General features: G+C 59.7%; 23 protein-coding genes. 19 read left to right on the forward strand and 4 right to left on the reverse strand.

The features are described from left to right. Positions 1 to 16 precede the first annotated feature (16 nt). From HUW10_RS06045 to HUW10_RS06080, 8 genes are all read left to right on the forward strand, one after another. Positions 17 to 754: an ABC transporter ATP-binding protein gene (locus HUW10_RS06045; RefSeq protein WP_174502679.1), complete on the forward strand. Its 738-nt coding sequence runs from the start codon at positions 17 to 19 to the stop codon at positions 752 to 754. Then, complete coding sequence (locus tag HUW10_RS06050; RefSeq protein WP_174502680.1) at positions 751 to 1,551, forward strand: ABC transporter permease; 801 nt, start codon at positions 751 to 753, stop codon at positions 1,549 to 1,551. The genes HUW10_RS06045 and HUW10_RS06050 overlap by 4 nt, the downstream gene beginning before the upstream one ends. A 37-nt stretch (positions 1,552 to 1,588) precedes the next feature. After that, positions 1,589 to 2,203 carry a histidine phosphatase family protein gene (locus tag HUW10_RS06055; RefSeq protein WP_174502681.1) on the forward strand — a complete coding sequence of 205 codons (615 nt, stop codon included), beginning with the start codon at positions 1,589 to 1,591 and terminating at the stop codon, positions 2,201 to 2,203. Positions 2,204 to 2,260: 57 nt separating this feature from the next. Then, positions 2,261 to 2,989, forward strand: coding sequence for a lipid-binding SYLF domain-containing protein (locus tag HUW10_RS06060; protein ID WP_174502682.1), 729 nt, complete (start codon positions 2,261 to 2,263; stop codon positions 2,987 to 2,989). Positions 2,990 to 3,136: 147 nt separating this feature from the next. Continuing rightward, complete coding sequence (locus HUW10_RS06065) at positions 3,137 to 3,613, forward strand: YcgN family cysteine cluster protein (protein ID WP_174502683.1); 477 nt, start codon at positions 3,137 to 3,139, stop codon at positions 3,611 to 3,613. A gap of 9 nt (positions 3,614 to 3,622) precedes the next feature. Next, positions 3,623 to 4,348: a M48 family metallopeptidase gene (locus HUW10_RS06070; protein ID WP_174502684.1), complete on the forward strand. Its 726-nt coding sequence runs from the start codon at positions 3,623 to 3,625 to the stop codon at positions 4,346 to 4,348. Between the two features lie 38 nt (positions 4,349 to 4,386). Beyond that, complete coding sequence (locus tag HUW10_RS06075) at positions 4,387 to 5,394, forward strand: zinc-binding alcohol dehydrogenase family protein (RefSeq protein WP_174502685.1); 1,008 nt, start codon at positions 4,387 to 4,389, stop codon at positions 5,392 to 5,394. Beyond that, the gene (locus tag HUW10_RS06080) at positions 5,395 to 5,988 is read left to right on the forward strand and encodes a nucleoside triphosphate pyrophosphatase (protein WP_174502686.1); all 594 of its coding nucleotides are present in this window, start codon (positions 5,395 to 5,397) and stop codon (positions 5,986 to 5,988) included. Here the strand turns inward: HUW10_RS06080 and HUW10_RS06085 are convergent. Beyond that, positions 5,964 to 6,302 (reverse strand): accessory factor UbiK family protein, encoded by a 339-nt coding sequence (locus tag HUW10_RS06085; RefSeq protein ID WP_174502687.1) that lies wholly within the window; start codon positions 6,300 to 6,302, stop codon positions 5,964 to 5,966. The two genes, HUW10_RS06080 and HUW10_RS06085, sit on opposite strands and share 25 nt — an antisense overlap. Positions 6,303 to 6,360: 58 nt before the next feature. On the opposite strand from HUW10_RS06085, the gene rfaD reads away from it, so the two are divergent. Genes rfaD through HUW10_RS06110 form a run of 5 tightly spaced genes read left to right on the forward strand, consistent with a single transcriptional unit; the run spans position 6,361 to position 10,811 of the window. Next, positions 6,361 to 7,341 (forward strand): ADP-glyceromanno-heptose 6-epimerase, encoded by a 981-nt coding sequence (gene rfaD / locus HUW10_RS06090; RefSeq protein WP_174504768.1) that lies wholly within the window; start codon positions 6,361 to 6,363, stop codon positions 7,339 to 7,341. Then, entirely contained in the window at positions 7,338 to 8,168 is an 831-nt protein-coding gene (lgt, locus tag HUW10_RS06095) for a prolipoprotein diacylglyceryl transferase (protein ID WP_174502688.1), read from the forward strand. Before rfaD ends, lgt begins: the two co-directional genes overlap by 4 nt. Further along, positions 8,165 to 9,139: a class I SAM-dependent methyltransferase gene (locus tag HUW10_RS06100; RefSeq protein WP_174502689.1), complete on the forward strand. Its 975-nt coding sequence runs from the start codon at positions 8,165 to 8,167 to the stop codon at positions 9,137 to 9,139. Before lgt ends, HUW10_RS06100 begins: the two co-directional genes overlap by 4 nt. Further along, positions 9,136 to 9,879, forward strand: coding sequence for a peptidoglycan editing factor PgeF (gene pgeF / locus HUW10_RS06105; RefSeq protein ID WP_174502690.1), 744 nt, complete (start codon positions 9,136 to 9,138; stop codon positions 9,877 to 9,879). The genes HUW10_RS06100 and pgeF overlap by 4 nt, the downstream gene beginning before the upstream one ends. Then, complete coding sequence (locus tag HUW10_RS06110; protein ID WP_174502691.1) at positions 9,876 to 10,811, forward strand: hypothetical protein; 936 nt, start codon at positions 9,876 to 9,878, stop codon at positions 10,809 to 10,811. Before pgeF ends, HUW10_RS06110 begins: the two co-directional genes overlap by 4 nt. Here the strand turns inward: HUW10_RS06110 and HUW10_RS06115 are convergent. Then, positions 10,723 to 12,957: a Hint domain-containing protein gene (locus HUW10_RS06115; RefSeq protein ID WP_174502692.1), complete on the reverse strand. Its 2,235-nt coding sequence runs from the start codon at positions 12,955 to 12,957 to the stop codon at positions 10,723 to 10,725. The genes HUW10_RS06110 and HUW10_RS06115 overlap by 89 nt on opposite strands. Positions 12,958 to 13,041: 84 nt before the next feature. Continuing rightward, positions 13,042 to 14,946, reverse strand: a complete 1,905-nt coding sequence (uvrC, locus tag HUW10_RS06120) for an excinuclease ABC subunit UvrC (protein ID WP_174502693.1) — start codon at positions 14,944 to 14,946, stop codon at positions 13,042 to 13,044. A 381-nt stretch (positions 14,947 to 15,327) separates the two neighbouring features. Here uvrC and HUW10_RS06125 point away from each other — a divergent pair, with 381 nt between their 5' ends. The 6 genes from HUW10_RS06125 (at position 15,328) to HUW10_RS06150 (ending at position 20,330) form a co-directional block, all read left to right on the forward strand. Next, complete coding sequence (locus HUW10_RS06125; RefSeq protein WP_174502694.1) at positions 15,328 to 16,719, forward strand: M17 family metallopeptidase; 1,392 nt, start codon at positions 15,328 to 15,330, stop codon at positions 16,717 to 16,719. A 223-nt stretch (positions 16,720 to 16,942) separates the two neighbouring features. Beyond that, positions 16,943 to 17,332, forward strand: a complete 390-nt coding sequence (locus HUW10_RS06130; RefSeq protein WP_174502695.1) for a MarR family transcriptional regulator — start codon at positions 16,943 to 16,945, stop codon at positions 17,330 to 17,332. An 18-nt stretch (positions 17,333 to 17,350) separates the two neighbouring features. Further along, complete coding sequence (locus HUW10_RS06135) at positions 17,351 to 17,971, forward strand: outer membrane lipoprotein carrier protein LolA (RefSeq protein WP_174502696.1); 621 nt, start codon at positions 17,351 to 17,353, stop codon at positions 17,969 to 17,971. A gap of 91 nt (positions 17,972 to 18,062) precedes the next feature. Continuing rightward, positions 18,063 to 18,818 (forward strand): gamma-glutamyl-gamma-aminobutyrate hydrolase family protein, encoded by a 756-nt coding sequence (locus HUW10_RS06140; protein ID WP_174502697.1) that lies wholly within the window; start codon positions 18,063 to 18,065, stop codon positions 18,816 to 18,818. A 28-nt stretch (positions 18,819 to 18,846) separates the two neighbouring features. Beyond that, complete coding sequence (locus HUW10_RS06145) at positions 18,847 to 19,530, forward strand: fumarylacetoacetate hydrolase family protein (RefSeq protein ID WP_174502698.1); 684 nt, start codon at positions 18,847 to 18,849, stop codon at positions 19,528 to 19,530. After that, positions 19,527 to 20,330 (forward strand): exodeoxyribonuclease III, encoded by an 804-nt coding sequence (locus tag HUW10_RS06150; protein ID WP_174502699.1) that lies wholly within the window; start codon positions 19,527 to 19,529, stop codon positions 20,328 to 20,330. Before HUW10_RS06145 ends, HUW10_RS06150 begins: the two co-directional genes overlap by 4 nt. Here HUW10_RS06150 and HUW10_RS06155 read toward each other — a convergent pair. Further along, the gene (locus tag HUW10_RS06155; protein WP_174502700.1) at positions 20,297 to 20,953 is read right to left on the reverse strand and encodes a phosphorylase; all 657 of its coding nucleotides are present in this window, start codon (positions 20,951 to 20,953) and stop codon (positions 20,297 to 20,299) included. The two genes, HUW10_RS06150 and HUW10_RS06155, sit on opposite strands and share 34 nt — an antisense overlap.

Raw genomic sequence — 20,953 nt, forward strand, 5'->3', positions numbered from 1 at the left:
TATCGCGCCGCTCCCCATGGACGCAGTGATTGTCGAAAATCTGACCAAGCGTTTTGGCACTGTCCGCGCCGTCGACAGTGTCAGCTTCCGCCTGCCCGCCGGGACGACTTGCGGCTTGCTGGGAGGAAATGGCGCCGGCAAGACGACCACGATTTCCATGCTTCTCGGTATCCTGGCGCCTGACGCCGGCTCGATCGAGGTGCTCGGACACGATATGGCGCGAGACCGGTTCGCAGCACTCGCCCGGATGAACTATTCCTCACCCTATGTCGCCCTGCCGATGCGGCTGACCGTCAGTGAAAATCTCCGCGTCTACGGCCACCTCTACAACGTGCCTCGGCTTGAGAACCGGATTCGCGAACTGGCGCGGGATTTTGACCTCGAGGGACTCCTCTCGCGCAAGGCGGGAGCCCTTTCAGCGGGGCAAAAAACCCGAGTAGCGTTGGCAAAGTCTCTGATCAACCGACCATCCCTGCTCCTGCTCGATGAACCGACCGCCAGTCTCGATCCAGATACAGCTGATTACGTGCGCGGCGTCCTCGAGCGATATCGCGACGAAACCGGGGCAGCCATTCTGCTCGCGTCGCACAACATGGCCGAGGTCGAACGACTCTGCTCCCAGGTCCTCATGATGAAAGGCGGGCGGATCGTCGACCGCGGCACGCCGGGCGACCTGATCACGCGCTACGGCCGCGACGATCTGGAACAGGTCTTTCTCGCCATCGCGCGCAATCCGGAGACGCTGCCGCCGTGATCGCCGCCCTTCGCCGGATATGGGGTCTGATCTATCGCCATCTCTGCCTTTACCGGCGGTCCTGGCCACGGGTTCTCGAACTCGCCTACTGGCCCACCCTGGAATTGCTGATCTGGGGGTTCACGGCTCAGTTCGTCATGAAGGGCCATGCCGATCTGGCGATCCGCACCGCCGGCGCGCTGATCGGCGGCGTGCTGCTCTGGGAAGTCGCCCTCCGCGCCCAGATGGGTGTTACCATTTCATTCCTGGAAGAAATCTGGTCACGCAATCTCGGCCATGTCTTTGTCAGCCCCCTGCGGCCGCGCGAAATGGTGCTGGCACTGCTTGGCGTCTCGGTCCTGCGCACGGTCGCGGGTCTCACGCCGGCCGCCGGGATCGCTTTCTTTCTCTACGAATTCAATATCTTCACGTTCGGCCCCGCTTTGATCCTGTTTGTCGCCAATCTTTTCCTGATGGGATGGTGGCTTGCGCTCTGCGTGATTTCCCTCCTGTTCCGCTATGGGGCATCGGCTGAGGCGCTCGCCTGGACGCTCGCTTTCGGGCTTACCCCGGTCGCCTGCGTGTTTTATCCGGTCTCGGTTCTGCCGCCATGGCTGCGCCCGGTTGCCGAAGCCCTGCCGGCCGCACATATCTTCGCCGGCATGCGCACCGCGCTGTATCACCACAAGACGGATATCGGCCAGCTTGCGATTGCTGCCGGGCTGAACCTGTTCTGGATGGGCTGCGCCGGTTTGATATTCGCATTGCAGTTCAGGGCAGCCCGCCGCAGCGGCGCTCTGGTCACGATCGGCGAATGATCGTTCACTCCCCCTCCCGCAATCCACGGAATCCAACATGACACCGACGACATTCTGGCTGATACGGCATGCGACCGTGACACCCCAAGCGCTCGCATTGCTCTATGGCCAGATGGATGTCCCGATCTGTGAGTTGCGCCGCGCTCAGGATGCACCCCGCTATGCGGCTCTCGCCCAGTCCCTGCCCCGCCCGGCGCAATGGTTCGTCACGCCGCTATCGCGCACAAGCCTGACCGCGGAGGCCATCATGAACGCCGGATATGGGCCCATCGCGCCTCGCGTGGAGGAAACCCTCATCGAGCAGGATTTCGGAACATGGCAGGGCATGCGGATGGATAAATTCGCAGAACGAGGCGCGCGGCATCCGTTCTGGCCGGTTGGCGGCGATGAACAGCCGCCGGATGGGGAGAGTTTTGCCCAGCTGCGCCAACGGGTGGGCGCGGGCCTTGAGCGGTTGAGCACCGATCATGAAGGGGAACATGTTGTCGCGGTGTCTCATGGTGGTGCCATCCGTGCAGCGGTGGCGCATGCGCTGGATCTGACAGCCCATCAGGCCTTAAGCCTCGCCGTCGAAAATCTGTCGGTGACCCGGCTTGAGCGCCACGATCGCGCCTGGAGGGTCGTCACGGTCAATGAACAAATTTCCATTTGAACGTCAGCCCGATCCGGGCCACATCCGATCAACACCTGTCCAGAGCGGAGACGAGCAATGACGCAACGCAAGACCACGGCATGGCGCCAGGCGCGAAAGACGCTCTATGCCGGGGTTACCGCACTGTCGGTCACAATTCCCCTTGCATCATGCGCCTCGGGTGCCGGCTCGCCGAACGCCGCCCAGGAACTCGTCGACCGGTCGACCCTCACGGTCGAGACAATGCTCGGATCGGGAACCCCATCCGCCGGCCAGGCCACCCAGATGCTGCGAAATGCCAAGGCGGTCGTGGTCTGTCCGCGCATCTTCAAGGCAGGCTTCTTCATCGGCGGCGAAGGTGGAAGCTGCGTTCTGGTTTCACGCGCGGCCGGCGGTTCATGGTCCGATCCCGCCTTCTACACGATGGGGAGCGGCAGCTTCGGCCTTCAGATCGGCGCGCAGGATGCCGAGGTCATCATGCTGCTGATGAACAACACCGCGCTGAACGCCTTTCTCAGCAGCCAGTTCAAGATGGGAGCCGACGCTGGCGTCTCGGTGGCCACGATCGGGGCTGGGATCGGCGGTTCAACCGGAACGGCGCTTGGCGCTGACATCGTCACATTTACCAAGGCGCGCGGGCTTTACGGCGGGATTTCCCTCTCAGGCTCCGTTTTCTCGAACGATGAGGCGCTCGATCAACAATATTACGGGCAGACCGTCGCTCCGCGTCAGATCGTCGTGAACATGGCGGTTAATAATGCAGGCGCCAACCCGCTGCGGGCGATGCTCTCCAGATACGGTGGCTGAAGCCCAACAAGGGCAGGATAGATCCTTTGATGGGATGACATCATCGCAGGTCATCCTGGGGCTGCGCGTTGCCTGATTGCCGGGCCAGGAAACCAAGCGGGTATTCTGGTTCTTTTCTGCCCTCTGCGTCCGGGCTAGACTGATCGCATGTCGCAATCCGGTGTTGAACCGTTCTGGCGTCGCAAGCGCCTTGGAGAGATGACCCAATCGGAATGGGAATCCCTCTGCGATGGTTGCGGCCGATGCTGCCTGCATAAGCTGAGGGACGAAGAGACCAACGAACTCGCCTTCACGGATGTCTCCTGTCACCAGCTCGACCGGACGACCGGGCGGTGTCTCGACTATAAAAATCGCCTGCACAAGGTTCCCGACTGCACAGCCTTGACACCCGAACTCGTCGACGCGATCGACTGGCTTCCTCCCTCATGCGCGTACCGCCTGGTTGCTGAGGGGCGCGATCTCCCGGATTGGCATCCATTGCGCACGGGCGATCCGGACAGCACGCGCCGGGCTGGGGCATCGGTTGCCGGACGGGTGCGAACTGAGCGAACCGTTGAAAATCTGGAGGATCATATCGTTGAGTGGCCGGTTCTCTGGCCGCGCGCCGGTGATCGCGACGAATAGGATCTTCTGATGCCACACATGCCGTTCAGCATCGCACCGATGGAAGACGCTGAACCTGTCATCGTAGGCGGCCTGCAGGCCACGATTGTCTGGCGGAAAAACAATCGGGCGAGGCGCGTTGCATTGCGGATCGATCCGCAAGCAGGCCGGATTGTCATCACATTGCCGCCGTGCGGATCCCGCCAGGCCGGGTTGGCGCTGCTTCGCGGGCATGAATCGTGGGTTGCCGAACGCCTCGCCTCCCTGCCGCCGGCCCTCGTGATCGCGGATGGAAATGAAATTCCGGTCTTCGGTCAACCGCACAGGATCGTCCACGATCGCGGAACCCGCGGCGGAGCGGCGATCGAGACCCCAGTGATCCGGGTTTCCGGCCATCCGGATTTCCTGGCCCGCCGCGTTCGCGACATGTTGCGCGATCTCGCCTTTCGTGAATTCTCGGCAATGGCACGGCACATGGCGGCGCAATTCCGTGCGCGCCCCGCTGCGGTCCGCATAAAGGACACCCACACCCGATGGGGTAGTTGCACCGCCGATGGAACGATGATGTTCTCATGGCGTCTCATAATGGCGCCACGCTTCGTTCAGGATTATGTTGTCGCACACGAAACGGCTCATTTGCGTCATATGAGTCATGGGCCGGATTTCTGGACGCTGGTGGAGACTCTGACACCATACCGCGCAGAGGCGACAAGCTGGCTGCGTCGCGAAGGGCCCGGACTCCTGCGGATTTCCTGATCGCCACACATCTCAAACCCAATGAACAAGGCCAATCCATGAAAGCAGTCGCCTTTACGCATTCTCTGCCGATCACGGCGGACGACGCGCTGATCGATATCGAGGCTCCGGATCCCGTGCTGCGTGCCCATGATGTCCTGGTCGAGATCCGCGCCGTATCGGTCAATCCGGTCGACACCAAGATCAGGCGCCGCAACGAGCCACTCGGCGAACCCCGGATACTCGGCTTTGACGCCTCGGGCATCGTTCGGGCCGTAGGCCCCGGTGTGACGCGGTTTGGAATCGGCGATGAGGTCTTTTATGCGGGCTCGGTCGATCGCCAGGGCTCCAACGCGCAGTTCCAGGCGGTCGATGAGCGCCTTGTTGCCCGCAAACCCCGCTCCCTCAGCTTTGCCGAGGCCGCGGCGCTGCCGCTGACCACATTGACCGCGTGGGAAATGCTGTTCGACCGCTTCTCCATTCCGAGAGATCGTGTCCATCACGATACGCTGCTGATCGTCGGTGGCGCCGGAGGCGTCGGCTCAATGGCGATCCAGCTAGCGCGCCAGCTCACCGGTCTCGTCGTGGTTGCGACAGCCTCAAGACCCGAAACGATCAACTGGTGCTCCTCACTCGGCGCTCACCACGTCATCGACCACCATCATCCCGTGGCGGCCCAGCTCGAGATGGTCGAAGCCAGCGCGCCGAGCTACATTTTCTGCACCAATCACGTGGAGAAGCACTGGCGCGAACTATGCCATGTGCTGGCCCCCGAAGGGCGGATCGGGCTGATCGAGTCGACCGGCCCGCTCGACATGCACGAGATATTCAACAAATCAGCATCGGTGCATACCGAATACATGTTTGCCCGTTCACTTCACCAGACGGCGCAGATGATCGAGCAACACCACATCCTCCAGTCGGTGAGCCGCCTTGTCGATCAGGAGGTTCTTCGCACGACGATGACGGAAAATTACGGGCCGATCACGGCCGCCAACCTTCGGCGGGCACATGCTGCGATCGAAAGCGGCACAACGCGCGGCAAGATCGTTCTAGAAGGGTTTTGAGTGGATATCATTCTCGCCAGCACATCGGCCACGCGGCAATCGATGCTGCGATCGGCCGGTGTGACGCCGAATGCAGTTGCATCCGGCGTCGACGAAGCGCCGATCAAGCTGTCCTTCCGGGAGGCAGGCCAGTCTTCCACCGCCGCAGCCATGGCGCTGGCACGGGAAAAGGCACTGGCCGTATCGGCCCGACACCCCGACGCGCTGGTGATTGGTGCCGATCAGATACTGGATTGCGAGGGTCGCTGGTTTGACAAACCAGCTGACTTGCCAGCCGCCGCAGAACACTTACGGAAATTGTCAGCCCGGGTGCATCGGCTGGAAACCGCTGTCGTCTGCGCGGTGGCGGGCGCATGCCGCTGGGAGCATTCCGAAGCTCCCGAGCTGAAAATGCGCCCCCTGTCCGATAAATTCATCGCAGCCTACGTCGAATCCGAAAGCGATCAAATCCTGCACTCGGTTGGTGCCTACAGGCTTGAGGGGCTCGGCATTCAACTTTTCGAGCGTATCGACGGCGATTTTTTTACGATACTCGGCCTCCCGCTACTCCGCCTGCTTGCGTTCCTGCGTCAGTCCGGAGCGCTGCCCTCCTGATCGGGCGTAAGTGCCTGTTCCGCCTCCCCATCTGCCAGCGATGGCACAGATGTCTCGGCGGCTTCCGAACGATGAGCCATTTCCTCGAGGCGGGCGACGCGAGCGGCCAAAGCGTCCGCCTCGGCCCTCGCGCGCGAAGCGAGTTCCATTACCGCGTCGAATTCATCACGTCTGACAAGATCAAGGCGCCGGATGGCTTCCTCCACCCGGGTGCGGACCATTGCGGACATTTCATCGCGCAAGCCGCTGGCGGCAGACAGGGCACCGCCGGCAAGGCCCGCCAGATCGTCAAAAAATCGCGGTCTCTCGGTCATGCCTTTTCTCCTGCAGGTGGTGATGACGGATCATCATATGCCCACTATAACCACGTCCATGATACTGGTCACGGGCGGAGCTGGCTTCATCGGCTCCAATCTCCATGCGGAATTGCACAGAAGCGGTCGGGAAACCGTCATCGTCGACCGGCTACGTGCAAACGGCAAATGGCGTAATCTCCGGGCCCATCCTCCCTCGGCCATCGTTGATCCGGACAATCTGGAAAATTTTCTCGCCAGCGATCCGCCGATTGACGCGGTTGTCCATCTCGGCGCGATCAGCGAGACCACGGCAACGGACGGCGACCTTGTATGGCGCTCGAACGTCGTGCTCAGCCAGATGCTCTGGCATTGGTGTGCCGCGCAACAGCGTCCTTTCATCTATGCTTCCTCGGCGTCCACTTATGGCGACGGTTCATTCGGCTTTGATGATGACAACGACATCGAGGCGCTCCGCAGATTGCGGCCGATGAATTTATACGGCTGGTCGAAACATGCATTCGATCTTTGGGTTGCTGGCGAATGCGCCGCAGGCCGGCCGCGCCCGCCCCACTGGGCGGGATTGAAGTTCTTCAATGTCTACGGCCCGAACGAATATCACAAAGGCCGCATGATCTCGGTCATCAAGGTCAAGTACGACGAAATCGCGGCGGGGGAACCCGCGCGCCTGTTCCGGTCTGACAGGGCCGAGATTGCCGATGGCGAGCAGGCCCGGGATTTCATCTGGGTGGATGACGTTGTCGCGGCGATTGGCTTCCTGCTTGCGCACCCCAACGTCAGCGGTCTGTTCAATCTGGGCACGGGGAAAGCGCGGAGCTATGCGGACCTGGCCCGCGCCGTCTGCGCCGCATGCGGCGTTGCAGAACGGATAGAATTTGTCCCCATGCCTCAAAGCCTGGTCGGCCAGTATCAATCGTTTACCGAAGCGCGGATGGATCGCCTTCGCGCAGCAGGGTTTGATATGACGTTCACCACGCTCGAACAGGGTATCGAAACCTACATAAAACGCTTTCTCGGTCAGCCGGACCCTTACCGATGAAAAACGTTTATGTCTGGCCGCATTTCGACCCGATCCTGGTTCGGTTCGGGCCGTTCGCCGTTCATTATTACGCCCTGGCCTACATCACGGCTCTGGTGCTTGGCTGGAGGCTGATGCGCCGGCTGGTCCGGGAGGCGCCGGTCGTCGCGACCCATGAACAGGTTGACGATTTCCTGTCCTGGGCAACGCTCGGCGTCGTGCTGGGTGGGCGGCTGGGCTACATAGTATTCTACCAGCCGGTTTATTTCCTCGACCACCTCAACCGCACCTACGCGGTGTGGGATGGAGGGATGAGCTTTCATGGCGGAATGCTGGGTGTAGCGGTTGCGATCCTGATCTATTGCGGGCGCAACGGCCTCGATCCATGGCGGTTTGGCGACCGGGTTGCCGTGCCGGTGCCAATCGGCCTCTTCCTCGGGCGGATTGCAAACTTCGTGAATGGCGAGCTCTGGGGCCGCCCTGCTCCCTCCTGGTTTCCGTTTCGCATCATCTATCCCGAATCGGGATCTGACGTTCCCCGCTATCCGTCAGAACTGATCGAGGCTACGCTCGAAGGGTTAGTGCTCTTCCTCGTCCTGTTCATCGCCTCCCGCAACGAGCGTATCCGGAACCAGCCCGGGTATCTCGGCGGCATGTTCGTGATGGGCTACGGCATCGCACGAACGGTTGCCGAAGGCTTCCGTCAGCCCGACTGGTTCCTGGGTTATCTGATGTTCGGGCTGACCATGGGGCAGTTGCTTTCCATCCCGATGATCGTGATCGGTGCGACCATGATCTGGCGGGCGAAATATGTCACCCGCCCGAAGGCGGCTCCAGCCGGGGCATGATCGAGCGGTTGGACGCTTTCATGGCGCGGGCCAACGCCGCCTACTACGCCGAATGTGATCCATTCAGGGATTTCACGACAGCGCCCGAAATCAGCCAGATCTTTGGTGAATTGATCGGCCTCTGGGCAGCTGTCACCTGGCGAATGCTCGGCCGCCCGGCTGTATTCTCACTGGTCGAGGCCGGCCCCGGGAACGGGCACCTGATGGCGGACGCGCTTCGCGCCGCCGGGCGCGCCGTGCCGGCGTTCACTAGGGCCGCGGAAATCCACCTCATCGAAACGTCACCGCGACTGATCGCCCTGCTAAGGCAGAAACTCCCGCAGGCCACGATCCACCCGGATCTGTCAACGATTCCCGATCGGCCGATCCTGCTTGTGGCGAATGAATTTCTTGATGCCCTGCCGATACGCCAATTCGTCAGGCGTGGCTCCGCCTGGCATGAACGATACGTGGCGGATGGTGATTTCATCGAGATGAGTACCGATCTCGATCTGCCGGATGCGCCGGATGGCGCAATCATCGAGCGGAGCGAAGGCGGAGACACATTTGTGCGCGATCTTGCCGCACGTATCGCAAAACGGAGCGGTGCCGCACTGCTGATCGATTATGGCCATGATCGCGGGGGAGCTGGCGCAACCCTGCAGGCGATTGAAAGCGGCAGGCCGGCGGATCCACTCGCGTATCCCGGCCGAAGCGATCTTACCGCCCATGTCGATTTCGCCCGCATGGCCATGATCGCCCGTCAGGCCGGCGCCGATATCCAGGGACCGCTGTCTCAAGGCGCCTTTCTCGCTACGATGGGCATTCATGAACGCACCGCCCAGCTGGGGCGTCACGCCAAGGCTGACGACGCAATGCGACTGCTTGCAGCCACACAGCGCCTCACCGCACCGGAAGCGATGGGCAGCCTTTTTCGTGTCATGGCGCTGGCGCCACGAGGATTTGAACGACTTCCCGGATTTTTGTCATGATCCCTTTCATCACTGCGGGGCTAGCCTCGCCCCATGGCTTTTTCTCCAGGCAAGGCGGCGTCTCTGAGGGCGCATATGACAGCCTGAACTGCGGGCAATATGGCAAGGACGATCCCCTGAACGTCGCCGAAAACCGGTCCCGCGCCATGCGCGCCATCGGCGGAATGCCCCACCGGCTGATCGGGCTGAAACAGGTGCACGGCGCGCGGGTCGTCCTGAACCCCGAACCTGGGGCCGCGATGATCGAAGCGGATGCGATGGTCACCGACCAGCCAGAGCTCGGCCTCGGCATCATCACCGCAGATTGCGCCCCGGTTCTGTTCAGCTCCGCTGATGGCAAAATCGTTGGCGCCGCTCATGCCGGATGGCGCGGCGCGGTCGCCGGCATTCTTGAGGAGACGGCAGAGCTGATGCGCGGGATCGGGGCTGAGGGAATAACCGCAGCGATCGGCCCATGCATTCACCAGGAAAGCTACGAGGTCGGAGCGGACATGAGGCAGGTTGTGCTTGACCGTGCAACTGAAGATACGCGCTTTTTTGCAGATGGCAGACCGGGTCACTGGCAATTCGATCTCCCCGGCTACTGTGCAGCGCGGCTTGCCGCGATCGGCGTCCAGACAATAATTCTTCCTCATGACACGCAGGCCGATGAAGCCGGCTATTTCTCACATCGTCGCCGGACCCTGCGCGGTGAGGGCGCGGGCGGACATCAGATATCGATCATCATGAGGCGTGCATGAAACGCCTGCTCTGCATGGCTTTCACACTGTTGCTGGCCGGATGTGGGACGCTGCCACAACCCCTGCTCGGCAAGCCAGGGGCGGAGGGGGCGCGCCTCGCGGTACCGCCGCCGCCGGTTCTGGTCATTCCCCCCTCCCCTGCGACATTGCTCGGGAGCAATGGATCGAAAGCCTATGCTCACGCTCTGGCCCATGCGCTGGACGATCAGAACGTGCCGGCCATGGTCCGCACCCCGCGAAACTACGATTGGGAGCTTTTGGCGACGGCAACCACTTCCGCGGGGCTGACAACGCCCGACTTCAAAATCATCGGGCCGAACCACAAAATATACGGCCACCTGACAGGCCAGCCCGTTGATGCCACCCGATGGGCAGAAGACGATCCTGCAACCATCGCCCACGCTGCCACGTCGGCAGCACCACACCTCGCCAGGCAACTCGCTGCGATCAACGCCTCCGTGCAACAAAGCAATCCAGCCTCTCTCGAAAATCGCCCCCCCCAGGTGATGCTCCTCGGCGTGACCGGCGCACCTGGCGACGGCGACCACGCCCTGAAACTCGATCTTTCGCGGACTCTGCCAAGACAGGGCATTGTCATGGTCAAAGATAAATCCGACGCCGATTTTCTCGTCAGCGGACGCGTGAGGGTGAGCCCTCTCGACAAGACGAATCGGGACACCGAGAACAAGCTGGTCGAACTTGACTGGACGGTGAAAGACCGGCGCGGCAACTTCGTCGGCAAGGTATCCCAGCTACACGACCTGAAGAGCAGTGAAATGGCTCCGTATTGGGGCGATGTCGCTGCCGCGGCGGCACAGCAGGCGGCGCTGGGACTGAAGCAGGTTATCCGGAACGCAACGTTGCGGCATGACGCTGCGGCGAAGACTGGCAACAAACTCCGGAAGGATCCCATAACGGTGCAACAGCCGTGACGTGAAAGGCCAGCGCTTTCGCGCCACGAACATTCAGCAGAGCCGCCCCGTCCGTCCATCTGAAACAATCAGGCCCAATATTCTCAGGATCGTGAAATCCGGATTCGAACAATCCGGCAAGCATGCCGACCGGGGCCGAATCCAGCATTACGTGGTCAATGGCTATCCCGAGTTTGCGCCAATCCTGCGAGACCGGGTCCAACTCAGCGGGGCGCGATGTTGAGGATATGATCGCGACCCTATGGGTTCCATGTGGCAACCGATACACACTCATTGGAGCGGCACTGCTGTCTGGCACAAGAGCCTTGCCGCTTACACAGACTTGGAAATGGCCCGGTATCTGCCGAAAACCGCGCGCGACAAGCCGGTATTGCAAAACAGTCCTGATGCGAGCGAGATGGGGCCCACCGTCGATTACGGGTGCGCAAACGTGTACCGGATCGCGAAAAGGAGGATTAAAGTTAGCAAACAACGTGATATAATTAATACCATCAGAAAATTGGTTCCGGTTTCCACAATCAAGGTAAGTCTCAACCGGCAGCATTTCAGCCAAAATTACATCATGATTTTCAAGCTCGATATGATGATACGTTACACTCGGCACGGATACCTGTCGTATCGAAAGTCCATTGATCAATTTTTTGATCTCGATCAGGTATCCATCAATCCAGATCGCATGGTCCGGTGAGAGATAAAGATCCCGGCATGGTTGGCCAGAGCCGAAGGCATCCTTCTCGATCAGAACCGGCAGGACCAACTCTGGCGACCGGTGCCTGCGGCAATCCACCCGCCGCTGTCCATGCCAGATAATCTTGTGACGATCTCCGGTACGGGTAATGACGTGGTCCCCTTCGCACAAGGTTTCCACTAGCCGCAATCCGTCCGGGGTCAACAGCCGGGTGCCTTGCCTGAAACATGGAACAACGATCTCTACGGTTTTCGGATTGGTCCCACTGACAGCCTGGACGGCCAGTGAACCCGGCGCTGTTGAGAATGTAATCTGGTACGGCGTTTGCCCATCGTTGAGTGTCAGAACATTGCCTGTCACAGAACCGCTGACCTGCTGGGTCTGTCCGTAACCCGTTATGTCAATTGTATCGCCGGCAGAGAACCCTCCAATAGTACCGGAAAACGGGTGCGCCTGGTTTAAAACGATATTTGAACCTGAACCTGTAAAATCTATTAACATTCCAGAGGTAACATTATTTGAAAAAGTAACATTTCCACCAGCCAGATCGATAATACCAGTACCAGATGCGATAGTATTAAAATCTAAATTTGTTCCTGATGAAATAACTATCGTTCCATCATTTACAAATGGGGCCGAAATGGTCGAGCTGCCAGAAAACTGCCAATTTGCGCCTGCAGCAATCGAAACGGTGCTGAATTGTAGAAATTCCGCCAATGGATCGGAAAATGTTCCGGCAACGTTCCCACCAAACACGAGATCGGCAACCGATCCGCCATAGACAAGGCCATCAAAGGTGGCGCCGGGCAAAATTGTCAATGTATCTGTCGGGGTTGCCGCAACACCTGAAGCAAAGGATATGGCAGCCCCCGAGCTTGCACTGACCATACCTCCTTGAATAATATCAACATAATTCTGGCCACTTGGCACCAGAATGCCTGTCGCTCCGTCAATTGTCCCCAGATTGGTCAATTCAGCGACATTATTGAGTTCTACACCGACGCTACCCCCCTGTATCAGGGCTCCAACAAGATTTATCGCGCTTGCCGCTCCAATCTCCAGTCCAATGCCACCGCTTCCGGCAGTAATCATGCCTGCATTCAGAAGCGAACTGCCCGTTACATCGCCACTCAATTTGACCGCAATCGAGCTTGAACTGACTATCGTGGCCAGTGCATTATTCTGAATGCCAAAAGCGCGACCCGTTGTGGATTGTATTGCGCCAAACGCTCCAGAAATCAGTCCTGAATTATCGATCTGGCCGCCTTCATACAGAACGATACCTTCGCCAGACGGCGCCACGAGACTCCCCGCGACATCAATGGTCCACACCGCCGGTGCGACAATCGCGTTTCCCGATGCCACGGCAAAATTGCCCGTTACTGTAACCGGGTCAGCATACTGAGTTGATGAGAGCGAGATCTCTGTCGCCTGGCTCCCGGTAATCGTGTCAGACATCTTCGCCCCTCAAGAATCAGCCGAACAGCTATTTAATCCTGAGATTGTGTATATATTAAACTTTAAGTTGAGTCTATATAAAATTTATGTTTCATTAATTTTTGCCCCCCTGAGGATGGTGCCAGGCAACTGGGCATCCGGGTTGAAATACCCATAAATCAGTCGAGCAGTTGCGCGATTGATCCCCGCCACTGCCTCGAGATCTTTCAAGCCTGCCTGGCGAACGCCTCTTGCGGACCCAAAATGATTAAGCAGGGCGCGTTTGCGGGCTGCGCCAATACCAGGAATACCGTCGAGTTCGCTTGTCGTTATTTTGCGGCTCCTTCCGGCTCTATGGGTCGTGATTGCATACCGATGCGCCTCGTCTCTCAACCTTTGCAGGAAATAGAGTACGGGATGGCGCGGCGGCAGTTGAAACGGGGCACGCTCCGGCAAATGAAACCACTCACGCCCGGCATCCCTGTCCGGTCCCTTGGCAATCGCTACAAGCGGAATATCGACGATACCGAGTTCATCGAGCACAGCGCACGCCGACGAGAGTTGTCCCTGGCCACCATCGATGACGACCAGATCCGGCCAGGAGCCTTCTTCACGCAGCGGATCATCTGCCTGCGCGCGTGCGAAGCGACGCGTCAGAACTTCCCGCATCATGGCAAAGTCATCTCCGGGCGTGACGGGCCCCTTGATTGCGAAACGCCGGTAGGCTGACTTCACGAACCCTTCAGGCCCGGCAACGACCATCACGCCATAGGCATTGGTGCCCATGATATGCGAGTTGTCGTAGATCTCGATGCGCTGCGGCGAAGCCTCAAGCCCGAACAACGAAGCCGTGGCGGACAGGAGCTTTTCCTGGCCAGCAGATTCGGCGAGCTTTCGTTCCAGGGCTTCGCGGGCATTGGTGGCGGCATGATCGACAACCTGCCGCTTCTCCCCGCGTTGGGGGACAGCCATCTCGACCTTATGCCCTGCCTTGAGGCTGAGAGCGTCCCGCAGCAGTGCCGCCTGGGTAACGGCAGTGCTGAGCAGGATCAGAGGCGGCGGAACCTTGTCGTCATAGAACTGGGTGATAAACGCACCGATCACGTCACCAGCGACTGCCCCCTGAGCATGAGTGGGAAAGAAACTTCGATTCCCGTAGTTTCGTCCGCCACGGATGAAAAAGACCTGGACACAAGACTGGCCTGCAGCCTGATGGATTGCGATGACATCGGCATCCCCAACCGTTTCGGGGTTGATCACATCGTCACCGCTTATATGTGCAAGACCGCGAATTCGATCCCGGATTGCAGCGGCCCTCTCATACTCCATGGACTCAGACGCTGCCTGCATTTCCGCAGCCAGATCACGCTGAACTGTACCGGCGCGGCCTGAGAGAAAATCGCTCGCCTGCCGCACCAGCGCACCATAGGCCTCGGCGTCTATGCGCCCGACGCATGGGGCGGAGCATCGTTTGATCTGATAAAGCAGGCAGGGTCGGGAGCGGTTGGCGAAAACGGAGTCTGCGCATGTGCGAAGCAGAAACACCCGCTGCAGCGCCTGGATTGTCTGGTTCACAGACCAGGCGGAGGCAAATGGTCCCCAATACCGCCCCTTTCGCGTCCGAGCACCTCTGTGCTTGACGAGTTGGGGAAACTCGCCCTCCTCGGTGATCATCAGCCACGGATAGGACTTGTCGTCTCGAAGCAGGATATTGAACTTCGGACGCAGCTTTTTGATGAGATTTGCTTCGAGAAGCAAAGCCTCGGCCTCCGTGTGCGTCGTGATGATCTCGACGCTCACAGTCTCCGAAACCATGCGCCGCAGCCGCTCCGGCAACCGGGCGACCTGCGTGTAGGTCGTCACACGTCTCTTCAGGCTGCGGGCCTTGCCCACGTAGAGGGCACTACCGTCGCAATCGAGCATCCGGTAGACGCCCGGCGCTGCCGGCAGCGACCCCAGAGCGGCCGCAATGATATCGACCCCTTTGGGGGGCGTTTGAGGATCGGGCATTATGGTGGCCTGTCAGTGCGGCTAGACTGTGGATAACTCTGTGAACGAATTCGAAGCCTCTTGGCTTCAAGCGATAGTCAAGTCGGCCGGGGAATTTTATGGCAACCCGGGATCGGACAGATAAGCGACTGATATTGCAGACTAATCTTTCAAATCAAAACAACATGGCGAACTCCTGTAAACAATTGAACAAAACCGATTTGCCACGTCTATACGCGTGGACAACTTGCGATACAGCCGTTCAAAGATTTTGCCGGGATGGGATGATACAATGCCAAAAGGGATCACCAGCTATCGGAAAGTATCGCATCCAAACCGCGGTAAAGTCCCGATTGTCGATAGTGATATCATGACAGCCCGTTGCGCATCGAGGAGCCTCTTATGCCCGCCCAGCCCAATTCGACAGATATCAACTCGCGTTCAAGCCTTCCGGTCCATGCGCTGAGACCTGGGGAAATCGAACATTTCCTCACCGACCTGAATGAAACGGAAGCTGCCTATCTGCGTGCGCATGATTTCTCGGGCAAGGCCGCATCCGTCGTGTTGCTGCCAAGCCCGGAGGGGATATCGCGAGCCGTCTTGGGGCTTGGTGACCATCCGGGTCCGGCAACATTTGGCGACCTGCACAAGAAACTGCCGAACGGTATCGACTGGACCCTATTGCCTGGGAGTTATGATCCCGGCGAGGCATATCTCGGCATCACGCTAGGCGCATACCGATTCGACCGCTTCCGCAAGCCAGACGCGAAGCTACCACACATTAGCGTACAGAACGCGCCAGACCGGGCCAAGCGTCTTGCCGAGGCGGTTTGTTTCGCCCGGGATCTCGTCAACATGCCAGCCAATCATCTGGGGCCTGCGGAACTCGCCGACGCGGGGGAAGCGCTGGCGAGGCGCCATGGCGCGCGATCCAGGCGGATTCGCGGCGCTGAACTTGCAAGCGGCTACCCCGCACTCCACGCTGTGGGGGCAGGGTCGGACCGCAAGCCGGAAATCCTCCAATTCAGTTGGGGGGAGAACCCTTCGCATCCCTTGATCTCACTTTGCGGCAAGGGCGTGTGTTTCGATTCGGGCGGCTACGATCTCAAGCCCAGCGCGGCGATGTTGCGCATGAAAAAGGACATGGGTGGCGCAGCAATAACCCTGGGCGTCGCGCAGGCCATCATGGCGCTCGACCTCCCGGTGAGGCTCGAAGTACGGATCGGATGCGTTGAAAATAGTGTTTCAGGACACGCCATGCGTCCGTTGGACGTACTGGCCACACGGGCAGGCCTAACTGTGGAGGTTGGAAACACCGATGCAGAGGGCAGGCTGGTCCTGGCGGATATGCTAACCGATGCGGCGGATGCAAAACCGGACTGGCTGATCGATTTTGCAACGCTGACAGGAGCCGCGCGTGTCGCACTCGGGCCTGAATTGCCCGCACTTTTCGCGAATGACGACAGGCTCGCGGATGCATTGATTGCCTCCGGTACTGCTGCACATGACCCTTTGTGGCAGTTGCCCCTTTGGCATGGCTACGAGTCGTGGCTGCACAGCAAAATCGCCGACATGAATACGGTTGCACCGAAACCCTTCTCCGGAGCAATCGTGGCGGCTCTCTTCCTCAAACGCTTTGTCCCCGCAGGCATAGCCTGGGCTCATATCGATACCTATGCGTGGAACGATTCAACTACACCGGGAAAACCGGAAGGAGGAGAAGCCCAGTCGCTAATGGCGACGGTTGGCGCTATTGAATATTTGGCCAGTATATCGGTTAGCGAACGATCCTAATAATTTGTAGGTAATTAAATAATATACAGCAACGGAATTGCAATGTTTTCATGTTTCAATATCTTGAGAATTAACTTCGACGTTCACACTTGACCTTCGATCAACCTGCTGGAAAGTTGGCGAACATCGATGTGATCTTTCGTAACGAAAGTTCAAGCTAGACGATGCAACGCCAGTGTCTTCTGGTGATCAGAATGCCGGGTAGCCGGAAGGAGATTGTGTCATGCGACAGCGTATGGATGCAGAAGGACTGGTGGAGATTTTCCGTGACACGATCGTCGCTCTCGTCAGGCGCGAAGGCGTCGATCTATCGGCCCGTCAGCTCGGTGTTTTTCTCACCTGCTATCTCGATGAAGACGCTCACACCGTGCGTGGCCTCGCGAACCAACTGAATGTTTCAAAGCCGGCAATCACGCGCGCCCTCGACCGGCTGTCCGATCTTGACCTTGCCCGCAGGAAGGTTGATCCAGCCGACCGTCGTAGCGTACTGGTTCAGCGTACAACCAAGGGCTCAGCGTTTTTGCGGGATATCCGTTCGGTGATGAGTGAATTGGCGATGGACGAACCACGACATTCAGAGCAAACCAACCGCTGTTCGGCGGCACCCAACTGAGTGGAAGAGTGGAATTAGATGATCCATCGGCGCGGGCTATTAGGCTTTGCTGTTGCCTTCCTCACCGCGTCAGGCATCCAAGCGCACGCAGCAACGGCACTGCCGGACCATACGCAAAAAACCCTTACGGCAGTTCTGACTTATCTGAATGGCCTGAAAACCGTAACCGCGCACTTCATGCAGGTTGGCCCTGACGGATCAGTTCGCACGGGCACTGCGATTGTCCAGCGTCCCGGCAAAATGCGGTTCCAATACGACAAGCCGAATCCACAACTCCTGGTTGCCGGCTTTGGCTTGCTTGTCTATCACGATCCCGAACTGAACCAGACAAGCAATATCCCGCTGGCCTCCACGCCGCTCGGCATTCTGCTGTCAAAACACATCCGTTTCGACGGTGACGTGAAATTGCTGCGGGTGACCACCCCGCCCGGTGAGATCCAGGTCACCTTGGCAAGGGTCGGGAAGGAATCTCAGGGGCATATCACCCTCGTATTCTCCACCAATCCGATCGAATTGCGGCAATGGCGGATCACCGACGCCCAGGATCGCGTTACTCAAGTCAGCTTATATGACCTTAAAAAAGCCCCCCCCTTCCCCGACAAGACATTCGAGTTCATCCCGGGCTTCAATTCGAACTGACCTCCCGTGATACGGCCGCCATTGTGGGTGCAACTCTGGCAGTCCGGAGAGCGATGCTGACAGGGGACGCCGGATTTGCGACAACCCGGTCATGATCTCCCGCTCATCAAAACTGATCGGCATTTCGTGCTGCCGCAAGCTCTTTGGCATTTACGGCATGGTCAATCACGCTGCGTCGGATACCTATGTCCGCGCCGTCGATCTCGTGGTTGGGGGAATGCCTCTGCTCATTCCAGCAAACGGCGATCGGGCGCATATCGATACGCTTCTGGACCGGCTCGATGGACTGATCCTGACCGGCAGCCGCAGCAACGTCGCTGCCGTATTCTATGGCGGACCGCCGCAACCGCCTGAAGATGCGCCCGAGGACCCCGAGCGGGACCTCGTGACGCTGCCCCTCGTGCGCGGTGCCATCGAACGGGGCTTGCCGGTCCTGGCAATCTGTCGTGGCCTTCAGGAGCTTAACGTTGCTCTCGGCGGCACTCTGCACCAGCGCCTGCAGGACCTGCCGGGAAGAATCGACCACTCGACACCCATGCAGCCACACGGGCCGGTCAGGACCGGGAAAGCTCATCATGTCATCTTGCGCTCCGGTGGCCAGCTCGCGCGGATCGTCAAAAGCGAAGCTCTTTCTGTCAATTCCCTCCACAATCAGGGGATAGACCGGCTGGCTCCGGGCCTGCTGGTAGAGGCTCGCGCAACCGATGGCACCATCGAAGCGGTCACCGGCACGGGAGCGGGCTATCTCGTCGGTGTGCAATGGCACCCCGAATATGATTTCGAGCATGATGCAGCGTCGCGCCGCATATTTGAAAGCTTCGGTGCGGCAGTGGATAAAGCAGGCTGATCGCTCGCAGGAAAAGTAGGAAACGGACATGCTCGACTTCGTGATCGCCCCCCCAGCCACACCGGCCGTGCCAGTCGCTGGCGGAGGATATTTTCCAATCCGGCGGATTTTCTGCGTCGGGCGAAACTATGCCGCCCACACCCGCGAGATGGGCGGAGATCCAAACCGCGAGCCGCCGTTCTTCTTCACAAAGCCCGCCGATGCGATCGTCGTGGGCGATTCCGTTCCCTTCCCCTCCGCCACGGACAACCTTCATCACGAGATGGAACTGGTTGTCGCTCTCGGCTCGGGCGGCAGGGATATTCCGCCCGGCGCCGCCCTTGATCACGTCTACGGATATGCCGCGGGCGTGGATCTCACCCGCCGGGATCTTCAGGACGAAGCAAAATCGCTTCGCCGTCCATGGGACATGAGCAAAGGGTTCGACCATTCCGCCCCGGTCGGCCCAATTGCCCCCTCATCGCGCGTTGGTCATCCTGCTTCGGGCCGCATCTCCCTCACCGTCAACGGCGAACAGCGTCAGAACGGCGACCTGTCTGACATGATATGGCCCGTTGCCGATATCATCGCTTGTCTCTCCAGCCTCGTGGAACTGATGCCCGGCGACCTGATCTTCACCGGAACGCCGGATGGCGTCGGTCAACTGCGCCGCGGCGATCGCATCGCCGGGGTCATAGACGGTATCGGCCAGCTCGAATTCACGCTCGCATGACACAACTGACCATTGCGACCTGGAACATCAATTCTGTCAGGCTCCGCCGCGATCTGCTGCACCGCCTGAACGAACTGGCGATGCCCGACATCATCTGCCTGCAGGAAACGAAAGTACCTGACGAACTCTTCCCCGACGATTTGGGCGCCGCGCTTGGCCTGCCTCACGTGCTCAAGCGCGGCATGAAAGGTTATAACGGTGTCGCCATTCTCTCTCGGCTCCCGCTTGAGACGCTCGAAGAGACGCCCGACTGGTGCATGAAATCCGATTGCCGGCACCTCGCCGCCCGGGTCGAAACCGGGTCGGAACCGCTTGTGGTGCACAATTTCTATGTTCCGGCCGGTGGCGACATTCCTGACCGCGAGGAGAACCCGAAATACGGCCACAAGCTGGATTTCATCGCCGAAACCCGTGCCCATTTCGCGGCCAACCGCCCACACCGCGCAATCCTGGTCGGGGATCTGAACATCGCGCCGCTGGAAAACGATGTCTGGAGCCACAAGCAATTGCTGGGCGTCGTCAGTCATACCGCTGCGGAAACCGAAGGGTTGAACGCGTGGCGGCGCGAAGGCTTCATCGACGCCATCCGGCATTTTGTGCCCGATGATCAGAAGCTTTTTACCTGGTGGTCGTACCGGAACCGGGATTGGCGAGCGTCAAACCGTGGCCGGCGCCTGGATCACATCTGGGTTTCGGCGGACCTGTCAGGCAAGCTGACCCGGTACGCCATTCTTCAGGATGCCCGAGACTGGGAACGCGGTTCCGATCACGTCCCTGTGGCGCTGACGCTCGATCTGTAAGCCTGCAAAGCGCGCTTCAGGGCGCGCCGCGCGGCGGCAGCCTCGCGGGCCAGCGCAAGCAGCTGCGGGATCTGGGCGGGCTGGCGCAAAACACTCCTCACGACCTGACCAAGCTGGATACGGCCATCCGTGCCGAGTGCGAGAAGCGCTGCCGGCGGCAGATGCCGTCCGGCAGGATCGGCGACAGCCCGCAGAACGGCAAACCCGAGGCCATGCTCCAGGGCAACGCGTGCAACGGCCGCGGATTCGAGATCGATCGCGACCGCACCGGTGGATGCGAAGAGCATCATCTTGTCTTGGGGAGTAACGGCAACCTTCCCGCCGCCGATCATGGCGTCAGCGGTCACCCCGCCGAACATGTCCGCAAGCCGGTTGTCACATGGAAAAGCAGTGCCGGCAGCATCGAGTATCCGCCTTGGGATGAGCAAGTCGCCCGCCGCAGAACCTGGATCCAGCCCGCCTGCAAGACCGAAACTGATGATCGCCGAAACCGAGCTATCCCGTGCCAGCGATCGCGCTGCACGAGTTGCCCCTTCCGGCGTTCCACCGCCAACGGCGACCTTTGCGTCCATGCCATGCAGGAGGCTGGCTTCCGCGGTCAGCCCCGTCACGAATCCCAGCAT

The organism is Acidiphilium sp. C61 (genome assembly GCF_905116885.1).
Lineage (GTDB): Bacteria > Pseudomonadota > Alphaproteobacteria > Acetobacterales > Acetobacteraceae > Acidiphilium.

Bases quoted from the DNA above. Each gene is read 5' to 3' on its own strand.
- HUW10_RS06155 (WP_174502700.1), bottom strand. From the start codon at position 20,953: ATGCTGGGATTCGTGACGGGGCTGACCGCGGAAGCCAGCCTCCTGCAT.
- HUW10_RS06075 (WP_174502685.1), top strand. From the start codon at position 4,387: ATGAAAGCAGTCGCCTTTACGCATTCTCTGCCGATCACGGCGGACGAC.
- HUW10_RS06150 (WP_174502699.1), top strand. From the start codon at position 19,527: ATGACACAACTGACCATTGCGACCTGGAACATCAATTCTGTCAGGCTC.
- HUW10_RS06065 (WP_174502683.1), top strand. From the start codon at position 3,137: ATGTCGCAATCCGGTGTTGAACCGTTCTGGCGTCGCAAGCGCCTTGGA.
- HUW10_RS06115 (WP_174502692.1), bottom strand. From the start codon at position 12,957: ATGTCTGACACGATTACCGGGAGCCAGGCGACAGAGATCTCGCTCTCA.
- pgeF (WP_174502690.1), top strand. From the start codon at position 9,136: ATGATCCCTTTCATCACTGCGGGGCTAGCCTCGCCCCATGGCTTTTTC.
- HUW10_RS06130 (WP_174502695.1), top strand. From the start codon at position 16,943: ATGCGACAGCGTATGGATGCAGAAGGACTGGTGGAGATTTTCCGTGAC.
- HUW10_RS06070 (WP_174502684.1), top strand. From the start codon at position 3,623: ATGCCACACATGCCGTTCAGCATCGCACCGATGGAAGACGCTGAACCT.
- HUW10_RS06135 (WP_174502696.1), top strand. From the start codon at position 17,351: ATGATCCATCGGCGCGGGCTATTAGGCTTTGCTGTTGCCTTCCTCACC.
- rfaD (WP_174504768.1), top strand. From the start codon at position 6,361: ATGATACTGGTCACGGGCGGAGCTGGCTTCATCGGCTCCAATCTCCAT.
- HUW10_RS06140 (WP_174502697.1), top strand. From the start codon at position 18,063: ATGATCTCCCGCTCATCAAAACTGATCGGCATTTCGTGCTGCCGCAAG.
- lgt (WP_174502688.1), top strand. From the start codon at position 7,338: ATGAAAAACGTTTATGTCTGGCCGCATTTCGACCCGATCCTGGTTCGG.
- HUW10_RS06055 (WP_174502681.1), top strand. From the start codon at position 1,589: ATGACACCGACGACATTCTGGCTGATACGGCATGCGACCGTGACACCC.
- HUW10_RS06060 (WP_174502682.1), top strand. From the start codon at position 2,261: ATGACGCAACGCAAGACCACGGCATGGCGCCAGGCGCGAAAGACGCTC.
- HUW10_RS06045 (WP_174502679.1), top strand. From the start codon at position 17: ATGGACGCAGTGATTGTCGAAAATCTGACCAAGCGTTTTGGCACTGTC.
- HUW10_RS06085 (WP_174502687.1), bottom strand. From the start codon at position 6,302: ATGACCGAGAGACCGCGATTTTTTGACGATCTGGCGGGCCTTGCCGGC.
- HUW10_RS06110 (WP_174502691.1), top strand. From the start codon at position 9,876: ATGAAACGCCTGCTCTGCATGGCTTTCACACTGTTGCTGGCCGGATGT.
- HUW10_RS06100 (WP_174502689.1), top strand. From the start codon at position 8,165: ATGATCGAGCGGTTGGACGCTTTCATGGCGCGGGCCAACGCCGCCTAC.
- HUW10_RS06145 (WP_174502698.1), top strand. From the start codon at position 18,847: ATGCTCGACTTCGTGATCGCCCCCCCAGCCACACCGGCCGTGCCAGTC.
- uvrC (WP_174502693.1), bottom strand. From the start codon at position 14,946: ATGCCCGATCCTCAAACGCCCCCCAAAGGGGTCGATATCATTGCGGCC.
- HUW10_RS06125 (WP_174502694.1), top strand. From the start codon at position 15,328: ATGCCCGCCCAGCCCAATTCGACAGATATCAACTCGCGTTCAAGCCTT.